Consider the following 23832-nt stretch of genomic DNA (forward strand, 5'->3'; position numbering starts at 1 on the left):
CCGCTACGGCTCTCCTGGACATTATCAGGGAGAGAAGCATGTCGCATATCAACTACAACCACCTGTATTACTTCTGGCATGTCTACAAAGAGGGCTCCGTTGTTGGCGCGGCGGAAGCGCTGTTCCTGACGCCGCAGACCATTACCGGGCAAATAAAGGCGCTGGAAGAACGTCTGCAGGGGAAATTGTTCAAGCGCAAAGGAAGGGGGCTGGAGCCTAGCGAATTAGGTGAACTGGTGTTCCGCTATGCGGATCGCATGTTTACGCTGAGCCAGGAGATGCTCGACATCGTTAACTACCGTAAAGAGTCGAATCTGCTGTTTGATGTTGGCGTTGCGGACGCGCTGTCGAAAAGGTTGGTGAGCGGCGTACTGGATGCCGCCGTCGTCGAGAATGAACAGATCCATTTACGCTGCTTCGAGTCGACCCACGAAATGCTGCTGGAGCAGCTAAGCCAGCATAAACTCGATATGATTATTTCCGACTGCCCCATCGATTCCACCCAGCAGGAAGGGCTGTTTTCGGTGAAAATCGGCGAGTGCAGCGTGAGCTTCTGGTGCATGAATCCGCCGCCGGAAAAACCGTTCCCCGGCTGTCTGGAAGAACGTCGACTGCTGATCCCCGGTCGCCGTTCCATGTTAGGGCGCAAGCTGCTGAACTGGTTTAACTCGCAGGGTTTGCAGGTGGAAATTCTGGGCGAGTTTGATGATGCGGCGTTGATGAAGGCCTTCGGCGCGGCGCACAATGCGATATTTGTCGCACCGACGCTCTATGCGCATGATTTCTATAGCGATGAGTCGATAGTCGAGATCGGACGCATGGACAACGTCATGGAGGAGTATCACGCCATCTTTGCCGAACGAATGATCCAGCATCCGGCGGTGCAGCGTATTTGTCATCGCGACTATTCGGCGCTCTTTACGCCGCCTCAGGCATAGGCCAGAACGGTTTCTTGCCGCGCGGGAAAACGCCGCACCAGTTCATGCGGAAGCATGAGCTGGCTGCGATAACCAGAACGCGAGTCGTGACGTATTACGTGATAAACGACAGGCATAAAAAAACCCGCTTTCGCGGGTTTTTTTACAAAGCGACAACAAGCAGGCGATTAAGCCAGTTTGTTGATCTGAGCGGTCAGGTTTGCTTTATGACGCGCAGCTTTGTTTTTGTGGATCAGACCTTTAGCAGCCTGACGGTCCACGATTGGTTGCATTTCGTTAAATGCTTTCAGTGCAGTAGCTTTGTCGCCAGCTTCAATAGCTGCGTATACTTTCTTGATGAAAGTACGCATCATAGAGCGACGGCTAGCGTTGTGCTTGCGGGCCTTTTCAGACTGAACGGCGCGCTTCTTAGCTGATTTGATATTAGCCAAGGTCCAACTCCCAAATGTGTTCTATATGGACAATTCAAAGGCCGAGGAGAATGCCCGTTTAGCCTTCTTTTGTCAATGGATTTGTGCAAATAAGCGTCGTTTAAACTAACAACGCTTTATTACGTAGTGATGGCGCAAGATTCTACCAGCTTGTTGCAGGCGAATACAGCCTTTCGACCATAAAAATCGACGACCCCGGAGAGATTTTCCCGCAATCTCGCGCTGAGTGAATGAATTCCCGGGATCTTTCGGTGAAGAGGTGCAATCGCTGGTTAACGTCGCCAGTTGTACAAGGTATACTCGGACGATTTTCACTGTTTTGAGCCAGACATGAAGCTGATACGCGGCATACATAATCTCAGTCAGGCCCCGCACGGGTGTGTGCTGACCATTGGAAATTTTGACGGCGTGCATCGCGGGCACCAGGCATTATTGCAGCGTTTGCGCGCAGAAGGTCGCCAGCGTGGCTTACCGGTGGTGGTGATGATTTTTGAACCACAGCCGCTTGAGCTTTTTGCCGCCGATAAAGCGCCCGCGCGTTTAACGCGCCTGCGTGAGAAGCTGAATTATCTGGCCGAAAGCGGCGTCGATTACGTACTGTGCGTGCGCTTCGATCGGCGCTTTGCGGCATTGACCGCCCAGGACTTTATCAGCGAACTGCTGGTGCGCCAGCTGGGCGTCCAGTTCCTCGCCGTTGGCGATGATTTCCGCTTTGGCGCCGGTCGCCAGGGGGATTTCTTGTTACTGCAAAAAGCCGGCGTGGAGTTCGGCTTTGACGTCACCAGCACTCAAACCTTCTGTGAAGGCGGCGTGCGCATCAGCAGCACGGCGGTACGCCAGGCGCTGGCGGACGACGATCTGCCCCTCGCGGAGACGCTGCTGGGGCATCCGTTTACCATCTCCGGTCGCGTCGTGCACGGCGATGAGCTCGGGCGCACAATAGGCTTCCCGACGGCGAATTTACCGCTGCGCCGTCAGGTTTCCCCCGTAAAAGGGGTCTATGCGGTAGAAGTGACAGGGCTTGGCGACAAACCTTTTATGGGCGTCGCCAACATTGGTACTCGTCCAACGGTCTCCGGCGTGCGTCAGCAGCTGGAAGTTCATCTCCTGGATGTTGTAATGGACCTCTACGGTCGCCATATAGATGTAATACTGCGTAAAAAAATACGTAACGAGCAGCGATTTGCGTCGCTTGATGAGCTGAAAACGCAAATCGCACGTGATGAGTTAACGGCCCGCGACTTCTTTGGGCTAACCGGCCAGGCATAACCCTGACGGTGTTTATCAAACCGAAATACGGAACCGAGAATCTGATGAGTGACTATAAATCGACCCTGAATTTGCCGGAAACAGGGTTCCCGATGCGCGGCGACCTCGCCAAGCGTGAACCGGGAATGCTGGCGCGTTGGACCGATGATGACCTGTACGGCATCATTCGTGCAGCCAAAAAAGGCAAAAAAACCTTCATTCTGCATGATGGCCCTCCTTATGCGAATGGCAGCATTCATATTGGTCACTCGGTTAACAAGATTCTGAAAGACATTATCGTTAAGTCCAAAGGGCTGGCGGGCTATGACTCTCCGTACGTACCGGGCTGGGACTGCCACGGTCTGCCGATCGAGCTGAAAGTGGAGCAGGAGTACGGCAAGCCGGGTGAGAAATTCACCGCCGCCGAGTTCCGCGCTAAGTGCCGTGAATACGCCGCCACCCAGGTTGACGGACAGCGTAAAGACTTTATCCGTCTGGGCGTGCTGGGCGACTGGTCGCATCCGTACCTGACCATGGACTTCAAAACCGAAGCCAACATCATCCGCGCGCTGGGTAAAATCATCGGCAACGGCCACCTGCACAAAGGCGCTAAGCCGGTGCACTGGTGCGTAGACTGCCGCTCCGCGCTGGCTGAAGCGGAAGTCGAGTATTACGACAAAACCTCTCCGTCCATCGACGTGGCGTTCCACGCGGCCGATAAAGCGGCGGTGCTGGCGAAATTTGGCGTGGCCGATGTCAACGGCCCGGTTTCTCTGGTTATCTGGACCACCACCCCGTGGACCCTGCCGGCGAACCGCGCCATCTCGCTCTCCCCGGAGTTTGACTATGCGCTGGTGCAGGTTGACGGTCAGGCGCTGATCCTGGCAAAAGACCTGGTCGACAGCGTGATGAAGCGCGCCGGCATTGCTGATTACACCATCCTGGCGGTGGTGAACGGCGCCGAGCTGGAGCTGATGCGCTTTAAGCACCCGTTCCTCGATTTTGACGTCCCGGCGATCCTGGGCGATCACGTGACGCTGGACGCGGGTACCGGTGCGGTGCATACCGCGCCAGGCCACGGTCCGGATGACTATGTCATCGGTCAAAAATATGGCCTGGAAGTGGCGAACCCGGTTGGCCCGGACGGCGCCTATCTGCCGGGAACCTATCCAACGCTGGACGGCGTAAACGTCTTTAAAGCCAACGATGTTGTCGTTGCGCTGCTGTCAGAAAAAGGCGCGCTGCTGCACGTTGAAAAAATGCAGCACAGCTACCCGTGCTGCTGGCGTCACAAAACGCCGATCATCTTCCGCGCCACGCCGCAGTGGTTCGTGAGCATGGATCAAAAAGGTCTGCGCAAACAGTCGCTTTCCGAAATCAAAGGCGTGCAGTGGATCCCTGACTGGGGCCAGGCGCGTATCGAATCGATGGTCGCCAATCGTCCTGACTGGTGTATCTCCCGTCAGCGCACCTGGGGCGTACCGATGTCGCTGTTCGTGCATAAAGAGACGCAAGAGCTGCATCCGCGCACGCTGGAACTGATGGAAGAAGTGGCGAAACGCGTAGAAGTCGACGGCATCCAGGCGTGGTGGGATCTCGATTCCCGCGACATCCTCGGCGCCGACGCGGATAGCTACGAGAAGGTGCCGGATACGCTGGACGTCTGGTTTGACTCCGGTTCGACCCACTCTTCCGTCGTTGACGTGCGTCCGGAGTTCGCCGGTCACGCCGCCGATATGTATCTGGAAGGCTCCGACCAGCACCGCGGCTGGTTTATGTCATCTCTGATGATCTCTACCGCGATGAAGGGCAAAGCACCTTACCGCCAGGTACTGACCCACGGCTTTACCGTTGATGGCCAGGGCCGCAAGATGTCCAAGTCTATCGGCAACACCGTTTCTCCGCAGGACGTGATGAACAAGCTGGGCGCGGATATTCTGCGCCTGTGGGTGGCTTCCACCGACTACACCGGCGAAATGGCGGTCTCTGACGAGATCCTCAAACGCGCCGCTGACAGCTATCGTCGTATCCGTAACACTGCGCGCTTCCTGCTGGCGAACCTCAACGGTTTCGATCCGGCAAAAGATATGGTGAAACCGGAAGAGATGGTCGTGCTGGACCGCTGGGCAGTAGGCTGCGCGCAAGCGGCGCAGGACGATATCGTCAAAGCCTACGAATCCTATGACTTCCACGAAGTGGTGCAGCGCCTGATGCGCTTCTGCTCCATCGAAATGGGCTCGTTCTGGCTCGATATCATTAAAGATCGCCAGTACACCACCAAGGCTGACAGCATCGCGCGTCGTAGCTGCCAGACCGCGCTGTACCATATTGCCGAGGCGCTGGTGCGCTGGATGGCGCCGATCATGTCCTTCACCGCTGACGAAATCTGGGGTTACCTGCCGGGCGACCGCGAGAAATACGTCTTTACCGGCGAATGGTATACCGGCCTGTTTGGCCTGGACGCTGACGAAGCGATGAACGACGGCTTCTGGGACGCGCTGCTGAAGGTGCGTGGCGAAGTCAACAAGGTTATCGAACAGGCTCGTACGGACAAGCAGGTGGGCGGCTCTCTGGAAGCGGCGGTAACGCTGTACGCCGATGCCGATCTCGCGGCGAAGCTGAACGCGCTGGGCGATGAATTGCGATTTGTCCTGTTGACCTCAGGGGCGAACGTTGCCGATTATGCGCAGGCTCCGGCCGACGCCTGGCAGAGTGAACTGCTCAAAGGTCTGAAAGTCGTGCTGAGTAAAGCCGAAGGTGACAAGTGCCCGCGCTGCTGGCATTACACCACGGATATCGGCAAGGTGGCGGAACACGCGGATATCTGCGGACGCTGTGTCAGCAACATCGCCGGTGACGGCGAAAAACGTAAGTTTGCCTGATGAGTAAACCGATTTGTTCAACGGGGCTACGCTGGCTGTGGGTCGTCGTAGCCGTGCTGATTATCGATTTAGGCAGTAAATTCCTGATCCTCCAGAACTTCGCTCTGGGGGATACGGTATCGCTGTTCCCATCGCTTAATCTGCACTATGCGCGCAACTATGGCGCGGCTTTTAGCTTCCTCGCCGACAGCGGCGGCTGGCAGCGCTGGTTCTTCGCCGGTATCGCTATCGGTATCTGCGTGATCCTTGCGGTGCTGATGTATCGTTCTAAGGCGACGCAAAAGCTGAATAATATTGCCTACGCCCTGATTATTGGCGGCGCGCTGGGGAATTTATTCGACAGGCTGTGGCATGGTTTTGTCGTCGATATGATCGATTTCTACGTTGGGAACTGGCACTTCGCCACCTTCAACCTCGCCGATACCGCTATCTGCATCGGCGCGGCGCTGATTGTGCTGGAAGGCTTCTTACCGAACGCGGCTGCGAAGAAACAGGCGTAACAAAACTCGCCCGGCGGCGGCGCCGCCGGGCAAAACAAGTGAGCAACCTGCATGTCTAAATCAGTACAGAGCAACAGTGCGGTGCTGGTGCACTTCACCTTAAAGCTCGACGATGGCTCCACCGCAGAGTCAACCCGCAATAACGGTAAACCCGCGCTCTTTCGCCTGGGCGATACCTCGCTTTCTGAAGGTCTGGAACAGCATCTGCTGGGGCTGAAAGAAGGGGATAAAACCACCTTTTCGCTGGAGCCGGACGCCGCGTTTGGCGTACCGAGCCCGGACCTGATTCAATATTTCTCGCGCCGGGAGTTTATCGACGCGGGCGAGCCGGAAGTCGGCGCGATTATGCTTTTTACCGCAATGGATGGCAGCGAAATGCCCGGCGTGATCCGCGAAGTGAACGGCGATTCGATCACCGTTGATTTCAATCATCTGCTGGCCGGGCGTACCGTTCATTTTGATGTTGAAGTGCTGGAGATCGATCCGGCGCTGGAGGGGTAAGATGCAGATTCTGTTGGCTAACCCGCGCGGCTTCTGCGCAGGCGTTGACCGCGCTATCAGCATTGTTGAAAACGCGCTGACGCTATACGGCGCGCCGATCTACGTGCGTCATGAAGTCGTGCACAACCGCTATGTTGTCGACAGCCTGCGTCAACGCGGCGCTATTTTTATCGAGCAGATTAGCGAAGTGCCGGACGGCGCCATCCTGATTTTCTCCGCCCACGGCGTCTCTCAGGCCGTTCGCAACGAGGCGAAAAGCCGCGATTTGACGGTTTTTGACGCCACCTGCCCGCTGGTGACTAAAGTGCATATGGAAGTCGCCCGCGCCAGCCGCCGCGGCGAAGAGTCCATTCTAATTGGCCACGCCGGTCACCCGGAAGTTGAAGGCACCATGGGGCAGTACAGCAACCCGCAGGGGGGGATGTACCTGGTGGAATCGCCGGACGATGTCTGGACGCTGGACGTGAAAAACGACGCTAAGCTGTCGTTTATGACCCAGACGACGCTCTCCGTCGACGATACCTCCGACGTGATTGACGCTCTGCGCGAGCGTTTCCCGAAAATCGTCGGACCGCGTAAAGATGATATCTGCTACGCCACGACTAACCGCCAGGAAGCCGTCCGCGCGCTGGCCGGGCAGGCCGACGTGGTGCTGGTGGTGGGGTCGAAGAACTCCTCTAACTCTAACCGCCTTGCCGAGCTGGCGCAGCGGATGGGGAAAGCGGCCTATCTGATTGACGACGCGACCGATATCCAGGAAGCCTGGGTCAAAGAAGCGGATTGCGTCGGCGTGACCGCGGGCGCATCGGCGCCGGATATCCTGGTACAGAACGTGATTTCGCGTTTGCAGGAGCTGGGCGGCGGCGAAGCGGTGCCGCTGGAAGGCCGCGAAGAGAACATCGTTTTCGAGGTGCCGAAAGAGCTGCGTGTAGATGTCCGTGAAGTAGAGTAAGTTCTTTTCCGCCGCAGTATGAGAAGATGCCAGACTTAACGTCTGGCATTTTTTATGGAGAAACGATGCGCTTACCTATTATTCTGGATACCGATCCCGGCATTGATGACGCCGCGGCGATTGCCGCCGCGCTGTTCGCCCCGAGCTTGATCTGCAGCTGATGACTACGGTGGCGGGCAACGTGTCGGTGGAGAAAACGACCCGCAACGCCCTTCAGCTTCTGCATTTCTGGAACGCCGATGTTCCCCTGGCCCAGGGCGCGTCGATGCCGCTGGTTCGCCCTCTGCGCGACGCCGCCTCGGTGCACGGCGAGTCCGGTATGGAAGGCTACGATTTCGTTGAACATCACCGCCAGCCGCTGGCGAAACCGGCGTTTCAGGCGATCCGCGACGCGCTGATGCACGCCCCGGAGCCGATGACGCTGGTGGCGATCGGCCCGTTAACCAACATTGCGCTTCTGCTGACCCAGTACCCGGAATGTCGCTTTAACATCCGTCGCCTGGTTATCATGGGCGGCTCCGCCGGGCGCGGCAACTTTACGCCGAATGCGGAATTTAACATCGCCATCGACCCGGAAGCGGCGGCTAAAGTGTTCAACAGCGGGCTGGATATCGTCATGTGCGGGCTGGACGTCACCAATCAGGCGATGCTGGCGCCGGATTACCTCGCCACTCTGCCAACGTTGAATCAGACCGGGAAAATGCTGCACGCGCTGTTTAGCCACTACCGTAGCGGCAGCATGAGCAGCGGGCTGCGTATGCACGACCTGTGCGCGATTGCGTGGTTGGTTCGCCCGCAGCTCTTTACCCTTGAACCGTGCTTTGTGGCGGTAGAAACCCAGGGCACATGGACCTCAGGCACCACGGTGGTTGATATCGAGGGCAGGCTGGGCCAGCCGGCAAATGCACGGGTGGCGCTGGGGCTGGACGTCGAAGGATTTCAGCGCTGGGCGGCCGAGGTGATTGCCCTGGCGCCTTAACCGGGGGACGAAGCGGCCGGCGCGGCGCTCAGGTATTGTGAGTGGCATCAACGACGTTGCGCCATAGCGCGCCCGCTTCATCCGTCCACATAAGCAGTAAGAGCGAAGCTAATCGTTCTGCCGCCGCGGAGAGAGGCCTGTTCTTTACGCGGATCATACCAAGCGTCCGCCGGATAACCGGCTCCACGAGCGGAACGCTCACGACGGTGCTATTGCCGCTATGGGGCATTGCCAGACAGGGAAGCGCCGAGACGCCCAGTCCGGCTTCGACAAGGCCGAGCGAGGTCGACAAATGCCTGACTTCATAAAACCAATCCAGTCGCCAGGGCTTATCCGCCAGGCATTTCTCTATTAACTGTCGGTTGCCGCTTGATTTCCTGACGCCGATTAAGGTCTGGCTCACCAGTTCCCGCCATTCGACTAATTTTCGACACGCCAGAGGGTGGTCTTGCCGACAGGCCAGAACAAAAGGTTCATTCACCAGGGGGATAAAATCGATGTCTGGATATGTGATGAAGTTCATGTTTATTCCAAAATCAACTTCGCCTTTTCGTACCGAGTTCATGCACGTTTCTATACCTTGTTCATAAATTCGTACTTTGATGTTGGGGTAGTTTTTATTAAATTGCACGATAGCGCGCGGTAAAAAGTAAAATACGGCGGTCGGAATGCAAGATAGCGTAACGGTATCATGTAATTGAGACGTTGAATCGTTGAGGTTAAATATTGCCGCATCAAGACTGGAAATCAACGCTTTGGCCTTGGGGAGCAGTATTTTTCCGGCCTGGGTAAGCGCAAGTTTTCGCGTGGTTCGTTCGAACAGCGCAATATTCAGATGACTCTCTATTTTTTTTATCTTTTTGGTGAGTGCCGGCTGCGAGAGGCTGAGCTGCTCGGCGGCTTTGCTAAATGAGCCAAGCTCTGCCACCGTGACGAAAGCTTTCATACCGGATAGTTCATTTTTCATTATTGCTCCGTAGGGTTTAATAAGCGTTGTTCTAAGTAGACGACAAGTCATTATTAAGCAGACATGCTTTTTTATTAATACTTAGCAGGAATAACTCTTATGGCAAAATTTTATCAACCAGCGAAATTCTTGCAAGTAGAATGCATTGGTAAAATACCTGGCGTGATTTATCTGGCCGTTAATTAAGTAAATAAAAACCTTAAAGAACATAAAACCAATTAAATTCACGCGGCGTTTTATTCAATTCTTCTATTTATTTCTGGCGGATAAGGAACATGCTATGAAGAGCATTCCCTGTGTATTAATGCGTGGAGGGACATCAAAAGGTGCCTTTCTATTAGCAGATGATTTACCCAAGGATATTCAGAAACGTGATGAGTGCTTGTTAACCATAATGGGATCCGGTCACGAGCTGGAGATTGACGGTATTGGCGGAGGGAGCCCGCAAACCAGTAAAGTGGCCATTATTAGCCAATCCCTTAGCGACAAAGCGGATATCGATTATCTGTTTGTTCAGGTCATCGTCAATGAACGGCGGGTGGATACGACGCCAAACTGCGGCAATATGCTGTGCGCGGTTGGCGGCTTTGCCATTGAACATGGGTTGGTTAAGGCGCTGTCGCCGGTTACGCGAGTGCGTATAAGAAATGTGAACACCAATACCTTTGTTGACGCTGACGTTCAAACACCAGATGGAAAGGTTATTTATGAAGGCAATACGCAAATCGATGGCGTTCCAGGCCATGCCGCGCCGGTTGCGCTGACTTTTCTGAATGCCGCGGGCGCAAAATCCGGCCAGCTTTTCCCAACGGGCAATCGTATGGAAGTCTTTGATAATGTACGAGTGACCTGTATTGATATGGCGATGCCTATGGTGGTGATCCCGGCCCAGAGTCTGGGAAAAACCGGATATGAATCTGCCAGCGAATTAGATCGGGATACAGCCTTACTCAAATCGCTGGAATCTATTCGCCGTCAGGCCGGGAAGGCGATGGGGTTTGGGGATGTGAGCAATATGGTTATCCCTAAACCGGTTCTGATTTCTCCGGGGCTAAGCGGAGGAACGATAAATGTACGTTATTTTATGCCGCATAACTGTCATAAATCGCTGGCGATTACCGGCGCTATCGGTCTGGCAAGCGCATGTGTTATTCCAGGCACTATTGCGAATGAACTGACGAAGCTATCGGGCGATGGCGTTATTACGGTCGAACATCCCAGCGGGGGGATCGACGTCGATTTAAGTTATACAGCTGAGCGCCCGGAGGATATTCGGGCATCGGTTATACGTACCGCGCGGAAAATTCTTTCAGGAACGGTTTACATCCCCGAATAAATATCCACCCTCCGATTATCTATCAATCCACCGTAGAAGAGGAGAGGGGAGGCATGTGAATACGTTCAGCAAGCATCCTCAAATATTGAGTGCAGGTAAGGAATGGAAATGCAAAATAATAAATTATGGAAGCTGCTTGTTATTATAGCAATACCGTTACTCATCAGTTTATGCCCGGCGCCGGAAGGATTATCAACACTTGCCTGGGTATTATCCGGTATCTATCTGGCAGCGATTGTAGGTTTAGTAATTAAACCGTTTTCTGAACCCGTGGTATTGCTGATCGCCGTTGCGGCATCAATGGTGATTGTGGGCAATTTGGGTGACGGTTCGATAAAAGCCGCCAGCGTATTAAGCGGATATTCATCAGGTACCACCTGGTTAGTCTTTTCTGCATTTACCCTGAGCGCGGCATTTGTGATTACCGGATTGGGTAAAAGAATTGCTTATATTCTTATCGGCAAGATTGGCAGCACGACGTTGGGCCTTGGCTATGTTACCGCTTTTCTTGACCTGATTCTGGCGCCCGCCACGCCGTCGAATACGGCCCGCGCCGGCGGCATCGTCTTACCCATAATCAATAGCGTCGCCGTCGCCTTAGGGTCAGAGCCGGAGCGGAGCGCGAAGCGCGTAGGCCACTACCTCATGCTGAACATCTATATGGTTACTAAAACGACCAGCTACATGTTCTTCACCGCCATGGCCGGGAATATCCTCGCGCTGAAAATGATCGAAGATATTTGCCACATAAAATTAAGCTGGGGAGGTTGGGCGCTGGCCGCAGGACTACCTGGCATTATTATGTTGCTGCTGACGCCGCTGATTACCTACAAACTGTATCCGCCAGAATTAAAGCGGGTTGATAATAAAAAGATCGCTCAGACAGGCATAGACGCTTTGGGGCCCATGACGGTGCGGGAGAAGATGCTGTCTTGCCTCTTTGTTCTTGCGCTCGGCGGTTGGGTATTCAGCAGCGCCCTGGGGGTCAATGAGTCTACCGTTGCAATCTGCGTAATGGCGCTGATGCTGGTATTGAAAATCGTCACCTGGGATGACGTGATTAAGAATAAAGGAGGATGGAATACGCTCATCTGGTACGGGGGCATTATTGGTTTAAGCTCATTACTCTCTAAGGTTGGATTTTTCGTATGGCTTGCAGAGGCGCTTAAAAATAATATTTCCTTTGATGGCCACGGCAATGTCGCTTTTATAGTGATTGTCGCACTGAGCATATTGGTTCGTTATTTCTTCGCGTCAGGGAGTGCTTATATTGTCGCGATGGTACCGGTCTTTGCCATGCTGGCGAATGTTTCTGGCGCACCGATAATGCTCACCGCGCTCGCGCTATTATTCAGCAACTCTTATGGTGGCATGGTAACCCACTACGGCGGTGCGGCAGGGCCAGTTATTTTTGGCGTTGGCTATAATGATATCAAATCATGGTGGATTATTGGTGGGATATTAGCATTGCTGACTTTTATTCTGCAAATCACCCTCGGGGTATGGTGGTGGGAGATGTTAATCGCCTGGGGAGTAATTTAAATAATCTTTAAGGAGATGAAGGTTTGCCCGGGCATCCTCTGATGCCCGGGGGGAAGTCCTCTTATTAAGAAAACATAGCCTTTTAGCAAGGTGAGGTGCGATATATTTATGTCTCCAGTTACGATTACGTTGTCGCTATTGGTTTTTTCTATTGTCATGTTTGTTTGGGAAAAAATACCTTTAGCGGTAACGGCCATGATTGTTTGTATTACTCTGGTGGTGACCGGGGTTTTTGATGTCAAAACGGCTTTTGCCGGTTTTATTAATCAAAATGTGATTTTGTTTGTGGCTATGTTTGTGGTTGGCGGCGCCTTATTCGAAACCGGGGTGACGGATAAAATTGGTAGTATGGTTACACGCTACGCCAGGACAGAAAAGCAGCTGATAGTCGTCATTATGCTGGTCTGCGGAACGCTTTCCGGGCTGCTATCCAATACCGGCACGGCGGCGGTCCTCATTCCTGTGGTGATTGGCGCAGCGATGAAATCAGGATATGCCCGGTCGCGCTTGCTTATGCCGCTGGCTTTTGCCTCGGCGCTGGGGGGAAATTTATCGCTGATCGGCTCACCCGGCAATCTGATCGCGCAGTCGGCGCTGGAGCAGGTTGGCCAACGCTTCGGGTTTTTTGAATATGCTAAGTTAGGCATTCCGATGCTGGCCTGCGGCATACTCTATTTTGTGACGATCGGCTATCGCATATTGCCAAAAACGAATGCGGCCCAGCCTCAAAGTGTTAATAATATTAAAGCGCAGGCATGCCCGAAATATAAGCAGGTGATTGCGCTATCGGTATTAATCCTGACCGTACTGGGCATGATTTTTGAAAAACAGCTGGGTTTGCCGATTGCGATCGTCGGTTCAATTGGCGCATTGTCGTTGATTGTGACCCGGGTCATTACGGAAAAACAGGCTTACCAGGCTATCGACTCGCAGACGATTTTCCTCTTCGGCGGCACTCTGGCATTAGCAAAAGCGCTGGAAACCACCGGCGCTGGCGCCATTATGGCGCGCTCAATTATCGCGTTATTAGGCCAGCAGGCGTCGCCTTTCTTACTTTTGAGCGCCGTATTGGTAATCTCCTGCGCGTTAACCAATTTCATGTCGAATACGGCAACCGCCGCTTTATTAATGCCGATTGGCCTGTCTATTGCTCATTCTATGGGCGCCGATCCTCGGGCGGTGTTAATGGCGATTGTTATCGGCTGTTCATGTGCTTACGCAACGCCGGTGGGCACCCCGGCTAATATGATGATTTTTTCCGCGGGTGGCTACAAATTTGTCGATTACGTTAAGGTTGGATTGCCGCTTATTTTGATATCGGTCATTGTCAGCTTTATTTTGCTGCCTGTTTTCTTCCCATTTTATTAATCGCGGTCAGCCATTTTTATCGAATGGCTAATGTCAGGCGTGTTTTTTCAACATCTAAGGATATATGTGATGATTAAATTGTATGACCACGGAGTCTATATATCACATCAGCACGGTATTATTGCTGCTGATAAGGGGTCAGTCGCGTTAGAGAAGCATGAGGCGCGCAAGGGAACGATCTCGTGGTCGATCCTCTCCGCCCATAATACTTCAGGGAACGAACAGCAGTTAAAAATTAAATTTGATTCAATGGCCTCCCACGATATTACTTTTGTGGGCATCATCCAGACTGCTAAGGCCTCGGGAATGGAACGTTTTCCATTACCCTATGTTCTGACGAATTGCCATAATTCGCTTTGCGCTGTCGGCGGCACTATCAACAGCGACGATCATATATTTGGTTTGTCCTCAGCGCAAAAATATGGCGGCATTTATGTCCCGCCCCATATCTCAGTTATTCATCAATATATGCGCGAGATGATGGCCGGCGGTGGGAAAATGATCCTGGGCTCAGACAGCCATACGCGCTATGGCGCTTTAGGGACCATGGCGGTTGGCGAGGGGGGCGGCGAGTTGGTTAAGCAACTGCTCGGAGAGACCTGGGATATTGATTATCCTGAGATTGTCGCCGTGTATTTGACAGGAAAACCCTCGCCCGGCGTTGGCCCTCAGGATATTGCCCTGGCGATAATTGGCGCGGTGTTCGAGCGCGGTTATGTGAAAAATAAAGTTATGGAGTTTGTGGGGCCTGGGGTGGCGACAATGTCTACCGACTTCAGGAATAGCGTAGATGTGATGACCACGGAGACCACCTGTTTATCGTCCATCTGGCAAACGGATGAAGAGACAAAAAACTACCAGCGTATTCACGGCAGGGAACAGGACTATTGTCCGCTCTCAGCAAAAGAGATGGCCTACTATGATGGCTGCATAGAAGTGAATTTAAGCACCATCAAGCCGATGATCGCCTTGCCTTTTCACCCTGCCAACGTATATGAAATTGATACGCTTAATGAGAATTTGCAGGATATTTTGCACGAGGTTGAGATTGCGGCGGATAACATTTCCCAGGGACGCGCCAGGCTCTCCCTGCTGGATAAAGTCGAACATGGGAAGCTGCGGATTCAGCAGGGGATCATCGCCGGCTGCGCTGGCGGAAATTATGTTAACGTGGTCGAAGCGGCTCATGCCTTGAAAAATCACGCCTGCGGTGACAACGTTTTCTCTCTCTCGATATATCCCTCATCCCAGCCGGTGCTGATGGATCTGACCAAAAAAGGGATAACGACCGATTTATTAAGCGCTGGCGCGATTATGCGTACCGCATTTTGCGGCCCCTGCTTCGGCGCAGGCGACACGCCCAAGCATAATGGACTGAGCATTCGCCACACGACGCGTAATTTTCCCAACCGGGAAGGGTCCAAACCCGGGAATGGGCAAATGTCGGCCGTTGCGCTGATGGATGCCCGCTCCATAGCGGCGACGGCTGCCAATGGGGGCGTGCTGACATCGGCTTCCGCGCTTGATTGCTGGGAAGACATTCCGCAGTATGAATTTGATGCTTCACCTTATCGGAGTCGTGTTTATCAAGGGTTTATTAAAGGAGCGACCCGGCAATCGCTGATCTACGGCCCCAATATAAAAGACTGGCCGGAGATGAGTGAGCTGACGGACAATATTTTGTTAAACGTGACCTCAAAAATCATGGATCCGGTGACCACCACCGATGAACTGATTCCATCAGGCGAAACCTCATCATTTCGCTCCAATCCGTTAGGGCTGGCTGAGTTTACCCTTTCGCGACGCGATCCGGGCTATGTCGGCCGTAGTAAGAAGATTGCGGCGCTGGAAAAATTACGGATCGAGGGGGACGATCCTTGTCGCCTGGATCCGCAGCTTGAGGCGGTTTTTTCCCGGATCCGCCAACTGCCGGGGCAGGAAAATGTCACGCTTGAGCAGACGGAGATTGGCAGCATGGTTTATGCGGTCAAACCCGGCGATGGTTCCGCACGAGAGCAAGCCGCCAGCTGCCAGAGAGTCCTTGGTGGCCTGGCAAATATTGCCCAGCAGTATGCCACGAAGCGCTATCGTTCGAACGTGATTAACTGGGGAATGCTGCCATTGCAGATGAAGGCGCTGCCGGAGTTTGAGGTCGGCGACTTCATCTATATCCCGGGGATCAGGTCAGCCCTGGAAACCGATCTTCGTCAGATTACCGCGTTCGTGATCGGCCACGATCGCCCCATTAAAGAGATCTCTCTTTACATGGAGGGGCTCACCTCAGCAGAGCGGGAGATAATTAAGGCGGGAAGCCTGATTAATTATAATAAATTACGCTTAACAACCCACCATCAGTAAACGATATTGATCATCAAGATGAATCAACGGGGGTGATATCGCATCCCCGTTTTTATTCATAGCCGCTTATTCCGTGGTTTTCGATCGCGGCGTTAGAGCTGGGCTACCTGAAGCCGGCTTCATCTTCTCGCTAAGATAATCAATCATCGCCCGCATTCTGGCGGGCATATGCTTATTGCCCGACCACAGTAGCCAGAGCTGGCCGGAATAGAGGCTGATAAACTCCCACTCCGGTAAAACCTGCACAATCTCGCCGCGCGCCAGCGCCTCACGGGCGGTAAACAGCGGCAGGCTGCCGATGCCCAGATTCTGCTTCACGGCATCAAGGCGCACGGCCGTATGGTTGGCGGCGTAGCGGCCGTGGGTCTGGATCGTTTCCGTTTTCTCCCCGCGGCGGAACTTCCAGCGCGAATCGGCGGGCGTCTCGCCAAGGCTGATACAGCTATGTTCGCGCAGATCCTGCGGCGTTTGCGGCGTTCCATAGTGCTCCAGATAGCCGGGCGTCGCGCAGATGACGTGGCTGATGGTCATCAAAGGCTTACCGTGCAGCCCCGGCGAGGGGGTAGGGGTGATACGCAGCGCCAGATCGATGCCGTCATCAATAAAATCGAGAACCCGATCCTCAAGCCGCAGACAGACGTCGATCTTCGGGTAGCGGTTAAAAAATTCCAGCATCAGCGGGTGAATGGCAAACCGTCCCACGGCTTTCGGCACGCTGAGCGTGAGCTTGCCCTGCGCCACCGCCTGGGTACTGCTGGCGGAGTCCATGGCCATACGCGCCGATTCCAGCATCTCCAGCGCATGTTCATACACCATTTTCCCGGCATCGCTGAGGCGCAGCTTGCGCGTGGTGCGGTGCAGCAGCTTGCAGCCCATCTCCTGCTCCAGGCGCGAGACGCTGCGGCTGATCGCCGAAGGCGTTGCGCCGGCCTGGCGTGCGACGGCGGAGAAGCTGCCCTGTTCCACAATCTGTACGAACAGGGCGAGGTCGGGCAGTAGGCTCAGATTCATTTGTGCTTCCGGAGCAAAATTGCGTTGATGTCAGGCGGGATTATCGCCGCCAGCAATATCAATATACTGTCCTGACAGAGAGGAGGACAACCATGACTGAACGCCTTTATTACACCAGCGACGCCGAGGAATGCCTTGCGCAAGTCGTCAACTGCCTGAGCGAAGCCGATGGCCGCTATGCCATTGAGCTGGATCGCACGCTGTTTCACCCGCAGGGCGGCGGGCAGCCGGCGGATCGCGGCTGGATTGCCGGCCTCGCCGTCGAGGGCGTGGTTAGCCGCGGCGATAGCGTGGCGCATATCGTTTCACAGCCGCTGCCGGCCGGCGAGGTCACGATCCGCATCGATCCAGAGAGCCGGCGGCTGCATGCGCGTCTGCACTCCGCCGGGCACGCGCTTGCCCAGGCCGGGGAGCTGTCGGGCTGGCAGCCGATCAAAGGACATCACTGGCCGGGAGAAAGCCGTATTATTTTTGCCCCAGGCGCGCATGGCGGGCTGCCCGAGGCCAGCGCGCTGCTGGAAAAAGTTGAGGCCTGGCAGGCAGACAATTTACCGCGTCAGCTTACTTTTGCCGATGGCCTGCGCAAGGTCGGGTTCGGCGACATGCAGAGCTATCCCTGCGGCGGGACGCACGTGGCCAGCCTGTCCGAACTGGGTAAAGTCGTCATTTCCCAGGTGAAGATGAAAAAAGGGCAAATTATTGTCAGCTACACGGTGGAATAAGCGAGTGAAAGGAGATGCACAATCAACAGGGCATCTCCTGGTGCTTAAATATGCGCAGGATGTTTACCGTGATAAATCCGCTCCGGTCTGCCGACTTTGCCATAGCTGATTTCAGCCTCAAGGAAATCGTTTTTAACGCCCTGCTCAAGGTAGCGGCGGGCGGTGGTTTTACTACTGCCGAGAATACGGGCCAGGGTGTCTGCGGTATGGACCGTTTCCGGATCGGCAAAGAGCTGTAATACCCGATTAAAGGTGCTCTCATCAATACCCCGCAGCGGAGAGCCTGCGGCTTCCGCGTGCTCTTTTGCCTGGATATTGAACAGGGCGTCAACATGGGTCTGGCTTGCCTGCTCGCTTGAGCGAAGAGAGCTGCGATAGCGGGCAAAACGCTCAAGCGTATGCTGCAGGCGCTGATAGTGAACGGGTTTAATCAGGTAATCAAAAACGCCCATCCGCAGGGCTTCGCTGATGGTATCCATATGGTTGTCGGCGGTGATGAAAATGATGCGCCCTTTATAATGAGTATTGACGGCGTGGCGGATCAAATCGAGTCCTTTGCCATCGGGTAAGAAGTTATCCAGCAGGGTGAGCTGGGGCTGATAGAGGCGAAGCATCTTTTTTGCGCTTTCCAGTTTATCCGCAATGCCAATGACTTCGAACTGGGGAAATTGCTTGATGGTATCCACCAGAATTTCCGCCAGCATAGGTTCGTCTTCAACGATGAGAGTGGTGATGCTATCCATGGTGTTCATCTCGGGTCAGGGGGATATAAAGGGTAAAAATAGTGCCAGAAGGGATGTTGTCATCGACGACGATATTGCCGCCCGCCTGCTCAACGTAGCTGCGAACCAGCCAGAGTCCGATGCCGTGATCGCCGCTGTCGCTGCTGGTCACGCCGCGCTCAAAAATACGATCGCGCAGCGATTCCTCAATCCCGCAGCCCTGGTCGGCGATCTCGACGATCGCTTCGCCGCCCTCGCTGTTGATCAGGCATTCGATCTGCTTTGAACCTGCCGGCTGACGTAGGGCGGCGTTGTAGGCGTTATCCAGCAAATTGCCGACGATCGAGATCCATTCATTATGCGACAGCGAAGAGGGGAGGGTTTCAACGTGACAGGCGGGATCGAAGACCAGCTCTAATCCGAGCTCTTTGGCGCGGTAATATTTGCCGATCAGCAGCCCGGCAAGGTGGTTCACTTTAAAATTGCGGGCAATAAAATCGAGCACTTTCTGGTGGCTCTCAGACTGCTGCTGAATAAGATCCAGCGCGTTATCGTAGCGTTTTAAAAACAGCAGCCCGGCAATGGTGGAGATCAGATTGCGATGCTCGTGCTGTACGGCGCGCAGGTTATCCGCGTACTGCTGGACCTGGCTGAGCTGCAGGCTCAGAGTGTTGATATCGTCTTTACTGCGAAAGCTAATGACCCAGCCCTGGGGCTCGTTATTAAGCGTGACGGCCATACGGCTGGCGATCACTTTAATCTGATTAAAAGTGACGATTTCGTCTTTTTTATTTGTCTGCGGCGCGTCATAGAAGAATGCCTCCTGAGAGATCACGCTGCTGATGCTTTTGCCAATCAGAATGGTTTCCGGCTGGCTCAGGTTTAATAGCCTCCTTGCGGTTTGATTGATGGCGGTAATTCGGTAGTGGGAGTCAATAGCTATCAGCCCCTCAAAGACCGATTCAAACAGGACGCTCTGCTGGATAAGCAGCTGTGAGAGCTGCTGTGGTTCCATATTCAGCATCTGTTTTTTGATATGCAGCGAGAAGCGCCGGGCGCAGTAGAGCAGCAGAAGCAGCATGATCGCCATCGGGATCATCAGCGATCCGATTTGCAGACTCAGCCAGTTTTCTAACTGTTCGATGGTGTAGCCCACCGATACAATACCGATCACCTTCCCGGTGCTGTCCTGGATCGGCGACTTGCCGCGTAATGACGAACCGAGCGATCCTTTACGCACCGACACGTAGCTTTTGGCGTTATACAGCGCCTCGTCGCTGTCTCCGCCTTCCATCGATTTACCGATTTCCTCTGGATTCACGTGATACAGGCGCCGGCCTTTCGCGTCACCGACGGTGATATAGGTGGCGTCGGAAAACGATCGCATCGGGTCGATAAGTTCTTTAATGCGCGGTAAATCGTGCTTTTCTACCGCGTCAACCAGTTCGGGCATGGCGGAGATCTGCATGGCCTGAATCAGCGCGCGCTGTCCCACCTGGTAATGCAGGCGTTCCTCCGTAATGCTGGTGAGATACCATGACATGGCCAGCATCACGATTGTCGAGGTAAACAGGATCAACAGGAAGATGCGGTTCTGAAACGAACGTCGGGCAAACCAGTGCGTGATTTTTCGGGCAAACATTGGGCGAATTGACATCAAAAGGTCATTTTCTCTTTTTTAGGGGCCGACGGCGCTGAATCGGCCCACAGATTTACTGATTTCAGAACTCATCCAGTAGGAATACGACGTTTTACGTACCACCCGATCGGGCTTCTGCGCCGTAGCCTGGGGTATTTCCCGGAGGCGGCGCGCGGCGCCCGTCCGGGCGGGTAGCCCGGCTAAGCGCAGCGCGAGCCGGGAACAATGCGTTTTCACATCGCCAGCACGTACTTGAGCATCACCCCGGCAGCAATCGCCGAGCCAATCACCCCCGCCACGTTCGGGCCCATCGCGTGCATCAGCAGGAAGTTCTGCGCGTCCGACTCCAGACCCACCTTGTTTGACACCCTGGCCGCCATCGGCACCGCCGACACCCCGGCCGAGCCAATCAGCGGGTTGATTTTGTTCCGGCTGCACAGGTTCAGCAGCTTCGCCATCAGCACCCCCGCCGCCGTCCCCACGCAGAACGCAATCACCCCCAGCACCAGTATCCCCAGCGTCTGCGGCTGCAGGAACTTGTCCGCCACCAGCTTGGCCCCCACCGACAGCCCGAGGAAAATGGTCACGATATTTATCAGCCCGTTCTGCACCGTGTCGCTCAGGCGCTCCACCACCCCGCTCTCGCGCATCAGGTTGCCGAAGCAGAACATCCCCAGCAGCGGCGCCGCGTCCGGCAGCAGCAGCGCCACCAGCAGCAGCAGCACCGCCGGAAAGAGGATTTTTTCCCGCTTACTCACCGTGCGCAGCTGCACCATGCGGATTTTCCGCTCCTTCTCGCTGGTCAGCGCCTTCATAATCGGCGGCTGGATTAACGGCACCAGCGCCATATACGAGTACGCCGCCACCGCGATGGCCCCGAGTAATTCCGGCGCCAGCTTGCCCGACAGATAAATCGCCGTCGGGCCGTCCGCGCCGCCGATGATGCCGATGGCCGCCGCCTGCGGCAGGGTGAAGCTGATGATGCCGAAGTAGTTCAGCGTCAGCGCCCCCAGCACCGTGGCGAAGATGCCGAACTGCGCCGCCGCCCCCAGCAGCAGGGTCCGCGGGTTGGCCAGCAGCGGGCCGAAGTCGGTCATCGCCCCGACGCCCATAAAAATCACCAGCGGGGCGATACCCGAGCCGATGGCGACCTTATAGAAGATGGCCAGCACCCCGGCGGAGTAGCCCATATCCACGGCGAGGTCCTCCATCTGCCCCTGCACCGACGGCAGCGCCAGCGCCAGCGCCTCCCTGATGGCGTGGACATCCGGCGTACAGTGGAGCTTCGCGGCAATCACCGCCAGCTGCCCGGCGTCGTGGTGGGCCAGCAGGCTCTCCAGGGCGGTCAGCGCCAGCCCGGCCTCCGGGATATTCGACAGCAGGCCGCCGAAGCCAATCGGCAGCAGCAGCAGCGGCTCGAACTTCCTCGCGATGGCCAGCCACAGCAGCAGCAGGCTCACCAGCAGCATGACGGCCTGGCCGGCGCCGAGGTGCATCAGCCCCATGCCCTGAATCAGGGCGTTCAGACTTTCCATTTCCGTTCCTCTTCCTTACGCCAGGCTCAGCAGGGTGTCGCCCACCGCCACCGCGTCCCCGGATTTCACCGCGATACCGCGCACGGTCCCGGCCTGCGCGGCGCGGATTTCGGTTTCCATCTTCATGGCTTCCAGAATCAGCAGCACGTCGCCCTCGGCCACCGCCTGGCCTTCCGTGGCAATGACCTTCCAGATGGTGCCCGCCAGCGGCGCGGTCACCGGGGTGCCGGCGCCTGCCGGGGCGGCTGCGGGGGCCGTGGCCTGAACGGGGGCCGCTGCCGTCAGCGGGCTGATATCGCCGCCGTCGCTGACCTTCACCACAAAGGCCTTGCCTTCCACTTCCACGGTGTAGACGCCGGAGGCGGCAGCTTTTACCGGGGCAGCAGCAGGCTGCGCAGCTTCCACCTGCGGTACCGGCTCAAAGGCCGCCGGGTTGTGGCGGTTCTCAAGGAACTTCAGGCCGACCTGCGGGAACAGGGCCACGGTGAGCACGTCGTCGATGGCGTTGTCGGCCAGCTGAATATTCTTCTCCTGCGCCTGGCGCTTCACGTCGGCTTCCAGCTGCGCCAGCTCCGGCTTCAGCAGGTCCGCCGGACGGCAGGTGATGGCCTCTGCTCCGTCCAGCACGCGCGCCTGTAATGCCGCGTTGACCGGCACCGGGGTGTGGCCGTACTCGCCCTTCAGTATCCCGGCGGTCTCCTTCGCGATGGTTCTGTAGCGTTCGCCGGTCAGCACGTTAAGCACCGCCTGGGTGCCGACAATCTGCGAGGTCGGGGTGACCAGCGGGATAAAGCCGAGGTCCTCGCGCACGCGGGGGATTTCCGCCAGCACCTCATCCAGACGGTGGGCGGCGTTCTGCTGCTTCAGCTGGCCCTCAAGGTTGGTGAGCATCCCGCCCGGCACCTGGGCCACGAGGATACGGCTGTCGGTGCCCTTCAGCTGGCCTTCGAAGGCGTGATATTTCCTGCGCACCTCGCGGAAGTACGCCGCGATGTTCTCAAGCTTCAGGATATCCAGCCCGGTGTCATGTTTTGTGCCTGCCAGCGTCGCCACCAGCGCCTCGGTGGCCGGGTGGCCGTAGGTGGCGCTCATGGAAGAGATGGCGGTATCGACGCCGTCGACGCCGGCCTCGATGGCCTTCAGCAGGGCCATCTCCGCCATCCCGGTGGTGGCATGAGCATGCAGGTGCAGCCTGACGTCATAGCGTTTTTTGATTTCGCTCACCAGCTCGAAGGCCGCCATCGGGGTGAGAATGCCGGACATGTCCTTAATCGCGATGGAATCGACGCCGGTCTCCAGCAGCTGTTCGGTCAGGTCGAGCCAGGTCTGCAGGGTGTGGGCCGGGCTGGTGGTGTAGGAGAGCGTGCCCTGGGCGTGGGCGCCGTGGCTGCGCACCGCCTGCAGGGCGGCCTGCATATTGCGCGGGTCGTTCATAGCGTCGAAGACGCGGAACACGTCCATGCCGTTTTTGACGGCGCGCTCGACGAAGCGCTGCACCACGTCATCGGCGTAGTGGCGGTAGCCGAGCAGGTTCTGGCCGCGGAGCAGCATCTGCAGCGGGGTCTTCGGCATGGCCTTTTTGAGCTCGCGCAGGCGGACCCAGGGGTCCTCGCCGAGGAAGCGGATGCAGGCGTCAAAGGTGGCGCCGCCCCAGCATTCAAGGGACCAGTAGCCCGCGTCATCGAGGGCGGCCGCAACGGGGAGCATATCGTCGAGGCGCAGGCGGGTGGCGAAAAGGGACTGGTGGGCGTCGCGCAGGACGACATCGGTAATGGCAACGGTCATGGATTCCTCCGTGAATTAAGGGTTAAGTCGGCGATGGTGGTGAATAGCGGCGGCAATCACCGGCGCCAGGCGGGCGAAGTCGTCAGCGGGCGCGGCGGCGGGTGCGGCCTTCAGCGCGGTAGCCGGTTCGGGGAAGAAGCGGTTGACGGCGGCGGACATGCCGCGGATGGCGAAAATCAGCAGAAACAGAAACGCCAGCACGAACCCCATGCCGAGGAACATCAGGGTGAAGCCTTCACCCAGCAGTACAGCTTCAGTCATTGAAAGACCCTAAAGTAAGGGCACGACGGCGTGTTTGAAGGCTAACCAAACGATACTTCCGGCTAAGGAGTAGGGTGGATTTCCCGAAGCCGCCCCCGGCTCTGGACCCTAAAGAGCACCGCTGTGGTTGACGCTCAAACATCGCCATCGTGCGT

Annotated in this window: 19 protein-coding genes and 1 pseudogene; 12 read left to right on the forward strand and 8 right to left on the reverse strand. The window is 55.9% G+C overall.

The genetic code is table 11. The features are described 5' to 3' along the window. Positions 1-38 precede the first annotated feature (38 nt). Entirely contained in the window at positions 39-938 is a 900-nt protein-coding gene (nhaR, locus tag CDA56_RS05320; protein WP_014227863.1) for a transcriptional activator NhaR, read from the forward strand. Between the two features lie 167 nt (positions 939-1105). Here nhaR and rpsT read toward each other — a convergent pair whose 3' ends face one another. Further along, a complete protein-coding gene (rpsT, locus tag CDA56_RS05325) occupies positions 1106-1369 on the reverse strand; it encodes a 30S ribosomal protein S20 (RefSeq protein ID WP_003018940.1) in 264 nt (87 codons plus the stop codon). Between the two features lie 330 nt (positions 1370-1699). Here rpsT and ribF point away from each other — a divergent pair, with 330 nt between their 5' ends. From ribF to rihC, 6 genes and pseudogenes are all read left to right on the forward strand, one after another. Next, positions 1700-2638 carry a bifunctional riboflavin kinase/FAD synthetase gene (ribF, locus tag CDA56_RS05335; protein ID WP_004098483.1) on the forward strand — a complete coding sequence of 313 codons (939 nt, stop codon included), beginning with the start codon at positions 1700-1702 and terminating at the stop codon, positions 2636-2638. Between the two features lie 44 nt (positions 2639-2682). Continuing rightward, entirely contained in the window at positions 2683-5499 is a 2817-nt protein-coding gene (gene ileS, locus CDA56_RS05340; protein WP_014227864.1) for an isoleucine--tRNA ligase, read from the forward strand. Then, a complete protein-coding gene (gene lspA, locus CDA56_RS05345) occupies positions 5499-5999 on the forward strand; it encodes a signal peptidase II (RefSeq protein WP_004098485.1) in 501 nt (166 codons plus the stop codon). Before ileS ends, lspA begins: the two co-directional genes overlap by 1 nt. A 51-nt stretch (positions 6000-6050) precedes the next feature. Then, positions 6051-6500, forward strand: a complete 450-nt coding sequence (fkpB, locus tag CDA56_RS05350; RefSeq protein ID WP_103815547.1) for an FKBP-type peptidyl-prolyl cis-trans isomerase — start codon at positions 6051-6053, stop codon at positions 6498-6500. Position 6501: 1 nt separating this feature from the next. Further along, on the forward strand, positions 6502-7452 hold the full coding sequence (ispH, locus tag CDA56_RS05355) for a 4-hydroxy-3-methylbut-2-enyl diphosphate reductase (RefSeq protein ID WP_014227866.1): 951 nt from the start codon (positions 6502-6504) through the stop codon (positions 7450-7452). Between the two features lie 65 nt (positions 7453-7517). After that, positions 7518-8431, forward strand: a pseudogene (gene rihC / locus CDA56_RS05360) (ribonucleoside hydrolase RihC). Positions 8432-8459: 28 nt separating this feature from the next. Here rihC and CDA56_RS05365 read toward each other — a convergent pair. Then, positions 8460-9398, reverse strand: coding sequence for a LysR family transcriptional regulator (locus CDA56_RS05365; protein ID WP_014227868.1), 939 nt, complete (start codon positions 9396-9398; stop codon positions 8460-8462). Between the two features lie 280 nt (positions 9399-9678). On the opposite strand from CDA56_RS05365, the gene CDA56_RS05370 reads away from it, so the two are divergent. The 4 genes from CDA56_RS05370 (at position 9679) to CDA56_RS05385 (ending at position 16002) form a co-directional block, all read left to right on the forward strand. Then, on the forward strand, positions 9679-10734 hold the full coding sequence (locus tag CDA56_RS05370) for a 4-oxalomesaconate tautomerase (protein WP_102804050.1): 1056 nt from the start codon (positions 9679-9681) through the stop codon (positions 10732-10734). A 108-nt stretch (positions 10735-10842) separates the two neighbouring features. Next, positions 10843-12276: an anion permease gene (locus CDA56_RS05375; RefSeq protein ID WP_004098491.1), complete on the forward strand. Its 1434-nt coding sequence runs from the start codon at positions 10843-10845 to the stop codon at positions 12274-12276. Between the two features lie 108 nt (positions 12277-12384). After that, positions 12385-13644 (forward strand): SLC13 family permease, encoded by a 1260-nt coding sequence (locus CDA56_RS05380; RefSeq protein WP_049070052.1) that lies wholly within the window; start codon positions 12385-12387, stop codon positions 13642-13644. Positions 13645-13713: 69 nt separating this feature from the next. Continuing rightward, the gene (locus CDA56_RS05385) at positions 13714-16002 is read left to right on the forward strand and encodes a hydratase (protein ID WP_104011297.1); all 2289 of its coding nucleotides are present in this window, start codon (positions 13714-13716) and stop codon (positions 16000-16002) included. Between the two features lie 66 nt (positions 16003-16068). On the opposite strand, the gene CDA56_RS05390 is transcribed toward CDA56_RS05385, so the two are convergent. Further along, complete coding sequence (locus CDA56_RS05390; protein ID WP_064406659.1) at positions 16069-17013, reverse strand: LysR family transcriptional regulator; 945 nt, start codon at positions 17011-17013, stop codon at positions 16069-16071. Positions 17014-17105: 92 nt separating this feature from the next. On the opposite strand from CDA56_RS05390, the gene CDA56_RS05395 reads away from it, so the two are divergent. After that, on the forward strand, positions 17106-17735 hold the full coding sequence (locus CDA56_RS05395; protein ID WP_014227875.1) for an alanyl-tRNA editing protein: 630 nt from the start codon (positions 17106-17108) through the stop codon (positions 17733-17735). Between the two features lie 44 nt (positions 17736-17779). Here the strand turns inward: CDA56_RS05395 and citB are convergent, their stop codons facing one another. The 5 genes from citB to CDA56_RS05420 form a co-directional block, all read right to left on the reverse strand. Next, the gene (citB, locus tag CDA56_RS05400) at positions 17780-18478 is read right to left on the reverse strand and encodes a citrate response regulator transcription factor CitB (protein WP_004098499.1); all 699 of its coding nucleotides are present in this window, start codon (positions 18476-18478) and stop codon (positions 17780-17782) included. Continuing rightward, positions 18471-20099 (reverse strand): citrate sensor histidine kinase CitA, encoded by a 1629-nt coding sequence (citA, locus tag CDA56_RS05405; RefSeq protein ID WP_104011298.1) that lies wholly within the window; start codon positions 20097-20099, stop codon positions 18471-18473. Before citA ends, citB begins: the two co-directional genes overlap by 8 nt. A 230-nt stretch (positions 20100-20329) precedes the next feature. Then, on the reverse strand, positions 20330-21631 hold the full coding sequence (locus CDA56_RS05410; protein WP_014839646.1) for an oxaloacetate decarboxylase subunit beta: 1302 nt from the start codon (positions 21629-21631) through the stop codon (positions 20330-20332). Positions 21632-21646: 15 nt separating this feature from the next. Next, on the reverse strand, positions 21647-23416 hold the full coding sequence (gene oadA / locus CDA56_RS05415; RefSeq protein WP_104011299.1) for a sodium-extruding oxaloacetate decarboxylase subunit alpha: 1770 nt from the start codon (positions 23414-23416) through the stop codon (positions 21647-21649). Positions 23417-23431: 15 nt separating this feature from the next. Continuing rightward, a complete protein-coding gene (locus CDA56_RS05420) occupies positions 23432-23677 on the reverse strand; it encodes an oxaloacetate decarboxylase subunit gamma (protein WP_075211249.1) in 246 nt (81 codons plus the stop codon). Positions 23678-23832 lie beyond the last annotated feature (155 nt).

Source organism: Klebsiella michiganensis, assembly GCF_002925905.1.
GTDB classification, from domain to species: Bacteria; Pseudomonadota; Gammaproteobacteria; order Enterobacterales; family Enterobacteriaceae; genus Klebsiella; species Klebsiella michiganensis.

What these genes read in the sequence shown, in the direction of transcription:
- nhaR (WP_014227863.1), top strand. Translation starts at nt 39, where the DNA reads ATGTCGCATATCAACTACAACCACCTGTATTACTTCTGGCATGTCTAC.
- ribF (WP_004098483.1), top strand. Translation starts at nt 1,700, where the DNA reads ATGAAGCTGATACGCGGCATACATAATCTCAGTCAGGCCCCGCACGGG.
- ileS (WP_014227864.1), top strand. Translation starts at nt 2,683, where the DNA reads ATGAGTGACTATAAATCGACCCTGAATTTGCCGGAAACAGGGTTCCCG.
- lspA (WP_004098485.1), top strand. Translation starts at nt 5,499, where the DNA reads ATGAGTAAACCGATTTGTTCAACGGGGCTACGCTGGCTGTGGGTCGTC.
- fkpB (WP_103815547.1), top strand. Translation starts at nt 6,051, where the DNA reads ATGTCTAAATCAGTACAGAGCAACAGTGCGGTGCTGGTGCACTTCACC.
- ispH (WP_014227866.1), top strand. Translation starts at nt 6,502, where the DNA reads ATGCAGATTCTGTTGGCTAACCCGCGCGGCTTCTGCGCAGGCGTTGAC.
- CDA56_RS05365 (WP_014227868.1), bottom strand. Translation starts at nt 9,398, where the DNA reads ATGAAAAATGAACTATCCGGTATGAAAGCTTTCGTCACGGTGGCAGAG.
- CDA56_RS05370 (WP_102804050.1), top strand. Translation starts at nt 9,679, where the DNA reads ATGAAGAGCATTCCCTGTGTATTAATGCGTGGAGGGACATCAAAAGGT.
- CDA56_RS05375 (WP_004098491.1), top strand. Translation starts at nt 10,843, where the DNA reads ATGCAAAATAATAAATTATGGAAGCTGCTTGTTATTATAGCAATACCG.
- CDA56_RS05380 (WP_049070052.1), top strand. Translation starts at nt 12,385, where the DNA reads ATGTCTCCAGTTACGATTACGTTGTCGCTATTGGTTTTTTCTATTGTC.
- CDA56_RS05385 (WP_104011297.1), top strand. Translation starts at nt 13,714, where the DNA reads ATGATTAAATTGTATGACCACGGAGTCTATATATCACATCAGCACGGT.
- CDA56_RS05390 (WP_064406659.1), bottom strand. Translation starts at nt 17,013, where the DNA reads ATGAATCTGAGCCTACTGCCCGACCTCGCCCTGTTCGTACAGATTGTG.
- CDA56_RS05395 (WP_014227875.1), top strand. Translation starts at nt 17,106, where the DNA reads ATGACTGAACGCCTTTATTACACCAGCGACGCCGAGGAATGCCTTGCG.
- citB (WP_004098499.1), bottom strand. Translation starts at nt 18,478, where the DNA reads ATGGATAGCATCACCACTCTCATCGTTGAAGACGAACCTATGCTGGCG.
- citA (WP_104011298.1), bottom strand. Translation starts at nt 20,099, where the DNA reads ATGTTTGCCCGAAAAATCACGCACTGGTTTGCCCGACGTTCGTTTCAG.
- CDA56_RS05410 (WP_014839646.1), bottom strand. Translation starts at nt 21,631, where the DNA reads ATGGAAAGTCTGAACGCCCTGATTCAGGGCATGGGGCTGATGCACCTC.
- oadA (WP_104011299.1), bottom strand. Translation starts at nt 23,416, where the DNA reads ATGACCGTTGCCATTACCGATGTCGTCCTGCGCGACGCCCACCAGTCC.
- CDA56_RS05420 (WP_075211249.1), bottom strand. Translation starts at nt 23,677, where the DNA reads ATGACTGAAGCTGTACTGCTGGGTGAAGGCTTCACCCTGATGTTCCTC.